The organism is Candidatus Manganitrophus noduliformans, from assembly GCF_012184425.1.
GTDB classification, from domain to species: Bacteria; Nitrospirota; Nitrospiria; order SBBL01; family Manganitrophaceae; genus Manganitrophus; species Manganitrophus noduliformans.
In genome coordinates, this window is record NZ_VTOW01000003.1 from 776427 (window position 1) to 785558 (window position 9132).

Annotated in this window: 11 protein-coding genes; 3 read left to right on the forward strand and 8 right to left on the reverse strand. The window is 53.6% G+C overall.

Annotation, left to right across the window (positions count from 1 at the left end; all coding sequences use genetic code 11):
- Positions 1 to 19 precede the first annotated feature (19 nt).
- The 5 genes from MNODULE_RS18235 to MNODULE_RS18255 form a co-directional block, all read right to left on the reverse strand.
- On the reverse strand, positions 20 to 1729 hold the full coding sequence (locus tag MNODULE_RS18235) for an ABC1 kinase family protein (protein WP_168062532.1): 1710 nt from the start codon (positions 1727 to 1729) through the stop codon (positions 20 to 22).
- Positions 1730 to 1747: 18 nt separating this feature from the next.
- Positions 1748 to 1915 (reverse strand): hypothetical protein, encoded by a 168-nt coding sequence (locus MNODULE_RS18240; RefSeq protein WP_168062534.1) that lies wholly within the window; start codon positions 1913 to 1915, stop codon positions 1748 to 1750.
- A gap of 35 nt (positions 1916 to 1950) precedes the next feature.
- The gene (locus MNODULE_RS18245; RefSeq protein ID WP_168062536.1) at positions 1951 to 2625 is read right to left on the reverse strand and encodes a methyltransferase family protein; all 675 of its coding nucleotides are present in this window, start codon (positions 2623 to 2625) and stop codon (positions 1951 to 1953) included.
- A gap of 3 nt (positions 2626 to 2628) precedes the next feature.
- The gene (locus tag MNODULE_RS25300; RefSeq protein WP_168062538.1) at positions 2629 to 2874 is read right to left on the reverse strand and encodes a DUF2933 domain-containing protein; all 246 of its coding nucleotides are present in this window, start codon (positions 2872 to 2874) and stop codon (positions 2629 to 2631) included.
- A 79-nt stretch (positions 2875 to 2953) separates the two neighbouring features.
- Positions 2954 to 3568: a Spy/CpxP family protein refolding chaperone gene (locus MNODULE_RS18255; protein WP_168062540.1), complete on the reverse strand. Its 615-nt coding sequence runs from the start codon at positions 3566 to 3568 to the stop codon at positions 2954 to 2956.
- Positions 3569 to 4727: 1159 nt separating this feature from the next.
- Between MNODULE_RS18255 and MNODULE_RS25520 the strand changes: the two genes are divergently transcribed.
- On the forward strand, positions 4728 to 5129 hold the full coding sequence (locus tag MNODULE_RS25520; RefSeq protein WP_422666763.1) for an integrase catalytic domain-containing protein: 402 nt from the start codon (positions 4728 to 4730) through the stop codon (positions 5127 to 5129).
- Positions 5042 to 5365, forward strand: coding sequence for an integrase core domain-containing protein (locus MNODULE_RS25525; protein ID WP_168062542.1), 324 nt, complete (start codon positions 5042 to 5044; stop codon positions 5363 to 5365). The genes MNODULE_RS25520 and MNODULE_RS25525 overlap by 88 nt, the downstream gene beginning before the upstream one ends.
- Before the next feature lie 24 nt (positions 5366 to 5389).
- Here MNODULE_RS25525 and MNODULE_RS25340 read toward each other — a convergent pair whose 3' ends face one another.
- Positions 5390 to 5599, reverse strand: a complete 210-nt coding sequence (locus MNODULE_RS25340) for an ester cyclase (protein ID WP_422666761.1) — start codon at positions 5597 to 5599, stop codon at positions 5390 to 5392.
- A 257-nt stretch (positions 5600 to 5856) separates the two neighbouring features.
- The gene (locus MNODULE_RS18270) at positions 5857 to 6438 is read right to left on the reverse strand and encodes an NADPH-dependent F420 reductase (RefSeq protein WP_168062544.1); all 582 of its coding nucleotides are present in this window, start codon (positions 6436 to 6438) and stop codon (positions 5857 to 5859) included.
- A gap of 416 nt (positions 6439 to 6854) precedes the next feature.
- Here MNODULE_RS18270 and MNODULE_RS18275 point away from each other — a divergent pair, with 416 nt between their 5' ends.
- Complete coding sequence (locus MNODULE_RS18275) at positions 6855 to 7550, forward strand: pirin family protein (protein WP_168062547.1); 696 nt, start codon at positions 6855 to 6857, stop codon at positions 7548 to 7550.
- Between the two features lie 154 nt (positions 7551 to 7704).
- Here the strand turns inward: MNODULE_RS18275 and MNODULE_RS18280 are convergent, their stop codons facing one another.
- Positions 7705 to 8454, reverse strand: a complete 750-nt coding sequence (locus tag MNODULE_RS18280; RefSeq protein ID WP_181071095.1) for an SDR family NAD(P)-dependent oxidoreductase — start codon at positions 8452 to 8454, stop codon at positions 7705 to 7707.
- Between the last annotated feature and the right edge of the window lie 678 nt (positions 8455 to 9132).

Genomic DNA, 9132 nt, shown 5'->3' on the forward strand with positions numbered 1-9132 from the left:
GAAGGAGATTAACCTCGATTCAGGCCTCCGGCCCCTTTCTCAGTCGCGTTAAAAACCAGATGAACAGGGCCGCCGACACGACCATGCCGAGGGTGCTGAACGGAATCCCCCCAAGGGAATCCTTCCCCTCCAGGTGAAGCAAACCGAATGTCGCGAGGACCACTGCCGTTAAAACCATCCCCAATATTCGTAAGTCGTTCTGCCGATCAAACTCCCGCTTCATCCCTTGAATTTCCTGGGTGTCGATTTTAACGCCGATCTCTCCCTTCTCGATTTTGGCGAGCGCGTGTTTGATCTCTTCGGGAAGAGAGGCGAGAAAACCGACATGGTCGAGAAGATCAGCCTGAAGTTTTTGGAACATCTTCGTCGGGCTGAATTGATCTTTCAAGGCGCGCATCACATACGGTTCGAGTTCCTTGTTGAAATCAAACTTCGGGTAGAGTTTTGTACCCATCCCCTCCGTGGTGGCGAGCGCCTTGCCGAAGAGGGCGAGATCGGCAGGAAATCGAATCCCGCTTCTCGCCCCCCGGTTGATCACCCGGAAGAATGCCCAGGTAACGCTCGGCGGATGCTCCGTGAAAAAGAACTCGCTCAAGATGCCGGCGATATCTCTCTGGAACCCGGCGAGATCGCTCTCCTCATCGATCGTCGCGAGATGAAGCAGATGTCGCGTGAACCCTTCAATGTCTTTATTGACAAAGGAGATCAGACAGCTCAACAGCTCCCGGCGCGACGCTTCGTCCAGATATCCGACCATCCCTAAATCGTGGAGGCAGAGCCGCCCATCCGGCATGGCGAAGAAGTTTCCCGGATGGGGATCGGCATGGAAGAATCCCGCGACGAAGAACTGCTGGAAGAAGGCGCTCACGCCGATCGCGGCAAGCCGCTTTCGATCGCCGCCGAACGTCTCGATCCGGTCGAGATCGGTGACCTTGTCCCCGTGGGAGAACGAAGCGGTCAGGACCCGCTCGGTGGTCCGGTCCCAGAAGACCTTCGGAATGGTGATGTCGGGATTGTCTCGAAAGATATAGCGGAACCGCTCCGCATTGCGGCCCTCCGCCCTGAAGTCGAGCTCCCTCAGCGTCCAGTCGGCGAACTCCTTGACGACCCGTGTCGGCCGATAGGGCCGCAGCTCCGGGAAGAAGCGCTCGGCCAGGCCGGCGAGGAAGAAGAGAATATGAATATCCTGGGTAATGATTTTCTGAATGCCGGGCCGCTGGATTTTGACGGCAACCTCGGTTCCCTCTTCCAGGAAGGCCCGATGGACCTGGGCCAGGGAGGCGGCGGCGACCGGTTTCTCTTCAAATGACTTGAACCGCTCCTCGGGCGAGCCGCCCAACTCCTCCCGGAGAATTTTTCTCGCCTCCTCATACGAAAAGGGAGGGGCATGGCTCTGCAGCTTGGAGAGCTCCTGCGAGAGGGTCTCGCCAACCAAATCGGCGCGCATGCTCAATATCTGCCCTAATTTGATAAAGGTCGGTCCCAACCGCTCCAGAAGGGTTCTCAAGGCGGGGGGCGAGAGAATCGGCTGGGCCACTTCAACCTGGATCTGGTGTTCTTCGATGGACCTTCCTCTGAAGAGATGAACAATCCGATACCGAAGCGGAAGGAGATACCGGAGCCGTAGCCGATCGATGAGCATCCCTCCGCCCGATTCGACGACGATGACGAGAATCTTGCGCAGACGGTTCAGATCGGAGAGTCTCATCTTGTAAGGTCGAAGCGCCATTCAATCTGAACCCTTTCTTTAATGACGTGGATGTGTTCCCTGCCAGGCCCCCCATAACATCACCGCGGGACAGACCAACAACAGAGCAATCAGAAAAGCGCTCCAAAGGGTCAGGCCGAAGAGCACCAGGACCCCCGTCGCCAACCCGATCATCATGTAAGGACAGAGCCAAGCCCAGTTACGCATGGGAACCTCCCTGAAAAGAGTGATCGATTCCGACCCTATCTCCCCCCTTTTCTGGGTCTTATCCGTTCTTTCTGAACGTCCTGGGAGAGGCGCGGGAAGAAGGCCGGCGTTTTCGCCATATAATAGACATATGGCTCGCCGAACTCCGTCAGGACTTCCCGCTCCTCACGGCGCGCCAGGCGGACATACATGAAGACAAGAATCGGAAACATCAGCAGGGTCAGCAGGGTCGGCCACTGCAGCAAGAACCCAAACATAATCAGCGTAAACGCAACATACTGGGGGTGACGCACCCGCGCATAGGGGCCGGTGACCGCCAGGGTATGATTGCGCTGCGCTCGATAGAGAACCCGCCAAGCCGATGCAAGAAGGATGAAGCCCCCGCCGATCAGGAGACCGCTGAGCAAATGAAAGGGGCCGAAATGAGGATTCGCCCGCCAGCCAAAGAGGATCTCCAATAAATGACCCGCATCATGCGAGAAAAAGTCAACCCCCGGATAGCGCCGCTGCAGCCAGCCCGAGAGCAGATAGATCGTCAACGGAAAACCATACATCTCCGTGAAGAGCGCAATGATAAACGCCGAGAAGGCGCCGAACGATCGCCAATCCCGTTTTGTGTGGGGATGCGTGAAGCTGAAGGCGAAAATAATAAAGACCAGTGAATTGATCACGACCAGGGACCAGAGGCCGTAAGCGGATGATTCATTCATGACTTATCTCCTTATCGAAGGTTGATGGTTCTCTTTCGTCTGATCGGTTGAACCTGCTTCTCCGTCATGTCCCCTGTGCATAAACAGGTGAAGAAACGGGCAAGCGAGCAACAGCAGGTACGGGAGGATCCCAAAGAAGTGCGCCCGGTGCTCCGACAAAAGAAAGAAGACAGCGATCAGGAGAAAAGCAATCAGCGCCGGATGAAACCGAGCGCTCTTGCGGCCCCGGGAAGGATGGTGCGTTTCCACCTCTTTCTCCTTGGTTGAGGATTTTAACCTCCGTTGAAGAGTCCCCGCCGCTTGCGGCGGGACTCTTCATTCGGCTTGATCAATGTCCATGAGGGTCGCCCCCCTCCGAAGCGTCGCCTTCCGGTTCCTTCGGAGCCGGTTTGGCGCCGGTCTCAGCCTTGTCTTTCCCGGATGGACCTCCCATCATCGGCCCCAGCTCCATTATCATCGATTCCATCTTCTGCCGCTGCTCGGGGGTCAAAACGCCTTTCATCTGCTGCGCCAGAGCAAGATGACTCGCCTCCAGATCGGCCATCGCGGCATGCTTCTCCTTTACCTTTGCTTTCACCTTCTCCAGATCGACCGGATCGGCCAAAATCAGCTCTTTGATTTCAACATTGGCCATCTCGATTTTCGAGAAGAGCGGGATTGCTTCTTTCTGATGTTTTAGCTTAAGTGATTCGATTTTCTTCTTCTGATCAGGGGTGAGATCGAGGCGGGACATGGCCTGCATCATCTTCATCATCTCCATCATTCCGCCGTCCATGCTGTGCATTCCCATCATCTTCTGCATCATCGGCATCCCGCCGCCCATCATGCCCCCACCCATCATTCCCTCTCTTCCTCCACCCTCCATTTGAGCAAAGGCGGCCCGGGGAACAGCGATAGAAGCAATGAGCAACAGCCATAGAATTGGTTTGATCCATTTTTTCATTTCTTCCTCCGTATTTAGAATGTAGATATCCATCGACAGCGAAAACCTGAGCATTGGTCTCTCTCAAAAAGAGAAACCAATTCCTAACAAAAAAAATACGATCAAATCCGGTAATTGGAATAAAGCTGATAATAGTCGGTCAGCAACTTTGGGAGGATAGCTCTCCGCATGAAAGGATCTGCCGGGCGGAGGCGGGATTCGGAGCCGATTGAAGACGCGAGATCTCCAATAACGGTGTCAGAAGAAGGAGACCCTTCGGCCGGAGAGTGCGGTCGATCCGCTCGCATCTGGAGATTGCTGTAGAGAGTGGACGCGGAACAGGAATGCTCGCCTCCCTTGGAAGCATGGTGAGGATGATCGGCTTCCTGATGTCCATGGGGAGCCCGGGTCTGTGTGAGAGACTGGGCCATGGAAGAAGACTCATCCCACGGACAGATCCCCCAGATCCAAAACCACACGACGAGCAAGAGGAGTGCTTTAGAAGTTCTGAACGACAAGGGTTTCTTCCCTCCTAAGGTTGACGACAAACTGAGGTTTTTGAGCCTTATAGCTTCATTTTGCGACAATTCGAAAGTACAGACAACCCCCCAAAGGAGGCATTTTGGAGAAGGAGGCGGAAACCTGTGGGTGGCGAATTCTTAGTTCGCCTGAAAATTGAGTTCAAAATCAATCTTGCGAACTGCCACCCAATGCGCTACGCTCGCTCATTATGAAAAACGTACTCCTACTTTTCCTACATTTCGTTTCCATCGTCATACGCCTGATTCGGCCAGGAGGGACGAAGACGGTCCTGGCCGAATCGCTTTTGCTGAAGCACCAGTTGATCCTCCTCAACCGGTCTCGCAAAAGAGCTCCGAATCTCAGCCCATTGGACCGCTTCCTTCTCGGACTCTGGACGCTCTTAATCAACCCTGGCCGACTAGCCCAAAACGCGGTGATCGTGAAACCATCGACGCTCTTGCGCCTTCATGAAGTTCTCGTGAAGGCCAAATACCGGCTGCTGTTCTCATCCCGAAGAAAAAGAAAGCCGGGGCCGAAGGGCCCCTCCGAAGAAATCATCCGTGCTATTGTTGAAACAAAACGGAGGAACCCCCGGTATGGCTGTCCACGTATTGCGCTCTTGATCTGCAGAGTCTTTGGCGTGGCGATCGACAAAGATATGGTGCACAGAGTCCTCACGAAACATTATCACCCCTCCTCGACTGATGGTGGGCCGTCCTGGCTTACTTTCATTGGAAATACGCGAGATAGTCTTTGGAGCGTCGATTTGTTCCGATGCGAATCGATCCGGTTGAAGAGCTATTGGGTGATGGTGGTCATGGACCAATTCACACGTCGGATCATCGGATTCGGAATTCACGCCGGCGATATCGATGGGGTCGCAGTCTGCCGAATGTTTAATCGCGCCATCTCCAGGATGGGAGTCCCGAAATACCTCAGTTCAGATCACGATCCATTATTTACGTTTCATCGATGGCAGGCAAATCTACGGATTCTGGAGATGGGGAAATCAAGAGCATTCCATATGTACCGATATCACATCCTTTTATCGAGCGACTGATCGGAACGATTCGACGCGAATATCTAGATCACGTTCTCTTCTGGGGTGAGATAGACCTTGCACGCAAGCTGGAGGAGTTTAGAACCTATTATAATGGATACCGGGTTCATTCCGCGTTGAACGGAGAAACCCCTTCTGGAATGGCGGGTCATCCTGTTCTTGGAGGTGCTCGCCTCGATGCTTACCAATGGAGGCCGCATTGTCGGGGCCGGTTCCAAACACCCATGGCAGCGTAAATTAAGAATTCGCCACCCACAGGGTTACGCCGCCTTTGCTTCCCCCCCGGCGAGTCCGATCTGCTGCATCAAGCCGACCAGATCGTAGAAGAGTCTTTCTTCGAGAATCTGGCCGTTTTCGTCCCAGTGCGCAACAGTGCAGAACTCCACCTCGAATTTCTTGTTGGTCGGTGGAATCGTCTTGCCGTCCGGCGTCTTCATCGGCCCCTTCATCGTGCCGGTGAATTTCGCCACCGAGCAGGTCCAATCATCCTGTCCGAACAATATTTTGTATGGATCATTAAGGTCTTGAAGAACTCAATCGACTCCTCCTCGTGCGCATTTCGTCCCCGTGTCGACTCCGGTTTGCCCGGCCAGAAGACGGCGGTGTTGTCGGCGTGGCGCTTCCTGAATGTCTCCCAGTCCTGGGAATTCCAGGCGTCATCCAATGTTTTCATCAACTCCTTGTTTCTCTCAACGTTATTCATAACAAGTCCTCCTTCCTAAAATGCTTAGCGGATCAGCTTGAATTCAATCTGGGTTCCCATCTTCAGCGTGTAGCCGAGCTGAATGTGAAAATAACCCAATGTCTCCAGCCAGCGGGCATTCTGAAGGGGGCCTGCATCGACTGGATCAAAACCGATCTCCCGCCCCATTTGAGTCACGGTCGCTTTGGCTGTCTCGTCATCCCCCGCCACAAAGAGGGTGATCGGCTCGTTCTTGATCCGTCCGGTGTCCATCTGGCCGGCGAAGGCGGTATTGAATGCTTTGATCACCTTCGCGCCGGGTACTTTCTTTTGAAGCTCCTCGGCCCCGCTGGTCGTGCATCCCAAAGCGAGCTGGTAATCGGGGGTCAGAACGTTCGTCACGTCGAGCAACACCTTTCCACTCACCGCTTCTCTGATTTCTCTCACGACCGCCTCCACTGCGTTGAACGGGACGGCGAGGATGATCGCCTCTCCCCACGACGCGGTTTCCCGAACCCCTTTGGGGTCGTTTCCGACGCTTCTCACCTCATACTTCACCCGCTCCAATCCCCGTCTGAGCGCGCCGCCGACATTTCCTTCTCCGATGATTCCGATCTTCGGTTTCATATGCTCCTCCCAATCACAAAAGTTTACGTTTCGCCGATAGACTGATCCTATCGCCGGTTGGTTCGGCCTGTCTATAACCCGGTTGGAGAGTGGGCCGCTGCAGCAGCCAATCTGAGCCATCACTCGCTCAGACACCGCTATACGGTGCCTGTCGGAACCATCTATTAGTCCTTTGCGCTGAATTGACCCTGCATCAAAGGATATGTTTCTCTGATCTTAGTAAGTGTACGAATCGTCCGAAAATAATTATTGGAGCGATACAGATCGCGCTCGGTTTCAAGGTACGCGGTTTGCGGGGATATCTGAGAAAGGCTGAAGCGTAAGAGAAGATTGATCCACGTCACTGCTATTTTTTGCTTCAATAAAAACAGTCCGTAGACATACCGTCATGGATAACGTCCTCATTGGAGGTTTTTATGATGCATGTGAGGAAACGAAAGGAGATTTTTCATATTGACGGAGGATGGTTCTCGGGGGATTGGCATTTCTCCTTCGACAATTACAACGATCCGGAGAATACAGGTTTTGGAAAATTGAGGGTCTTTAATGTCGACACACTCATCCCCGGAGCGGTCTGGCCGATGCATCCTCACCAAGAGATGGAGGTCATCACCTACTGCACGCAGGGGGTCTTCGAGCATGCCGATGATTTGGGAAACGACGGCCTGCTCTATCCGGGAGATGTCCAGCACACCACCATCGGGAGCGGCATGATGCATTCCGAGATCAATCATTCGAAAACGGAGCCGATGACCTTTATTCAGGTCTGGATCTTCCCCTGGAAGCAAGGCCTGACGCCGCGTGTGCAACAAAAACATGTCAAGAAGGAAGAGCGGCTCAACCGATTTACCCCACTGGTCTCCAACCGCGCGCCGGGCGCCCTTCCGATCGAGCAGGATGCGGAGGCGTTTGCTGCGGCCCCCGAATCGGGTGTTCAGATCCAGAAGAATCTGGAAAGGGACCAAGGCGCCTATCTCTATTTGATCTCGGGAGCTGTTCTTCTGAATGGAACGGCGCTCTCTCCGGGAGATGCGGCCAAGGTGATCGACGAGGCGGTGGCAATCGAGGCGACAGAACCGAGTGAGCTCTTTATCTTAATGGTACCTTTATGAAAAACTCGAAAAGCGCATTCCCGCCCGAGATCAGATTGTTGGATCGCGGCGAAGCGCCGATGAGAGACCGGCCTCCTCGTACCCTTCGATTTCCAGTATGCCTTCTGGCTCTATTGCGCAATTCGTATGCCTCGACCCGATCCTTTAAAGGCGGTTACTGCGCAAGGTAGCCCCCGTCGACGGCATAGTAAGAGCCGGTGACGAACGATGCTTTGTCCGAGCTGAGCCAGAGGACCAGATTGGCGACCTCTGCCGGTTCACCCAGGCGTCCGACCGGATGGAGTGCCACGAGCGCCTTTATTTCTTCATCCCCCATCTCGTCGAGAAGCGGCGTCTTGATAAATGCGGGGCCCACCGCGTTGACGCGGATCTTTTGCGTGCCGTACTCCAGCGCCGCATTGCGCGTGAGCCCGACCACGCCATGCTTCGCGGCGACGTATGCTGAGGAATTGCGAAACCCGACCTGTCCTAGAATCGAGGCGATATTCACGATCGCCCCACCTCCCGACGCCAGCATTGCCGGAAGCTGATACCGCATTCCATAAAAGACGCCGGAAAGGTTGATGGAGATCACCTTGTCCCAGGCGTCAAGAGGGTATTCTCCAACCGGGGCCGAGGGTCCTCCGACCCCGGCGTTGTTACATGCGATGTGCAGTCCGCCATATTGCTTTACCGCAGCGGTGACGAGCGCTTCGCTCTGCGCCGGCTTCGAACTGTCGGCCTTCAGGAACGTGGCCTGCCCACCGTCTGAAGCTATTTTGGAAACAGTCTCCTCACCCCCTTTCTCATTCAGGTCCGAGACGACCACCGCCGCGCCGGCGGCTGCATAGTGGCAGGCGATTTCCCGACCGATCCCCGAACCGGCACCGGTCACGAGCGCTACTTTTTTTTCAAGCAATTTCATCAAAGCACCTCCCTTTTAAGACGGTGTTGCAAGAATAGTAAAACGCTATCATGGTTAAAAGAGGCGAATCAAATCGCCCGAACGAAGTAGGAACCGAAGAGCTGCCGTTTCTACATCGCCGATATGAAATTTTCCTCGCAATAGAAAAAAATCCATCCTGCAGCGGAAGGTTTGGTTCGAATCCGATATGGAGTTATTGAGAACGGTTTGTAAACGTCAAAAAGCAAGTTAGATTTTACAGTGAAATTAAAAAAAGGGGGCCATTGGATTGTCTCCGACGGCCCCCCTTCGGAGCTTCCCTTCGTTAACACGCTTCGAACTGTTTGTCTCGCGCCAGCTCCTGAGATAAAGTGGGTTTTTGAGGATCTTCGCGATTTGACAACTAGTCGATTGATTATGTCTAACAAGGAATTAGGATTACTTACATTTGGAACAATAGGATTCCTAAAGAGGAGGGTTCTCCAATCCGTTGCGCTCGGGAGGATAGGAGACTGTAGTTATTCAACCACCATTTCTCTTCATAATGAATAAGTTTTAAAAAGCCGATGGCGTTTAGTAGTAGGTGCTATACGTAACATATCCTGCTTTTTCTTATGATTTTAGTTAGTTATCCCCATTTTTCCATTATTCATTTTCCGCATATAAGTCTCTTCCCCATCGTCGTCATCTTCTTCTTGG

Coding starts and splice junctions, on each gene's coding strand:
- MNODULE_RS25525 (WP_168062542.1), top strand. CDS start 5,042: ATGGCAGGCAAATCTACGGATTCTGGAGATGGGGAAATCAAGAGCATT.
- MNODULE_RS18255 (WP_168062540.1), bottom strand. CDS start 3,568: ATGAAAAAATGGATCAAACCAATTCTATGGCTGTTGCTCATTGCTTCT.
- MNODULE_RS18245 (WP_168062536.1), bottom strand. CDS start 2,625: ATGAATGAATCATCCGCTTACGGCCTCTGGTCCCTGGTCGTGATCAAT.
- MNODULE_RS18235 (WP_168062532.1), bottom strand. CDS start 1,729: ATGGCGCTTCGACCTTACAAGATGAGACTCTCCGATCTGAACCGTCTG.
- MNODULE_RS25520 (WP_422666763.1), top strand. CDS start 4,728: ATGGTGCACAGAGTCCTCACGAAACATTATCACCCCTCCTCGACTGAT.
- MNODULE_RS18240 (WP_168062534.1), bottom strand. CDS start 1,915: ATGCGTAACTGGGCTTGGCTCTGTCCTTACATGATGATCGGGTTGGCG.
- MNODULE_RS18280 (WP_181071095.1), bottom strand. CDS start 8,454: ATGAAATTGCTTGAAAAAAAAGTAGCGCTCGTGACCGGTGCCGGTTCG.
- MNODULE_RS18275 (WP_168062547.1), top strand. CDS start 6,855: ATGATGCATGTGAGGAAACGAAAGGAGATTTTTCATATTGACGGAGGA.
- MNODULE_RS18270 (WP_168062544.1), bottom strand. CDS start 6,438: ATGAAACCGAAGATCGGAATCATCGGAGAAGGAAATGTCGGCGGCGCG.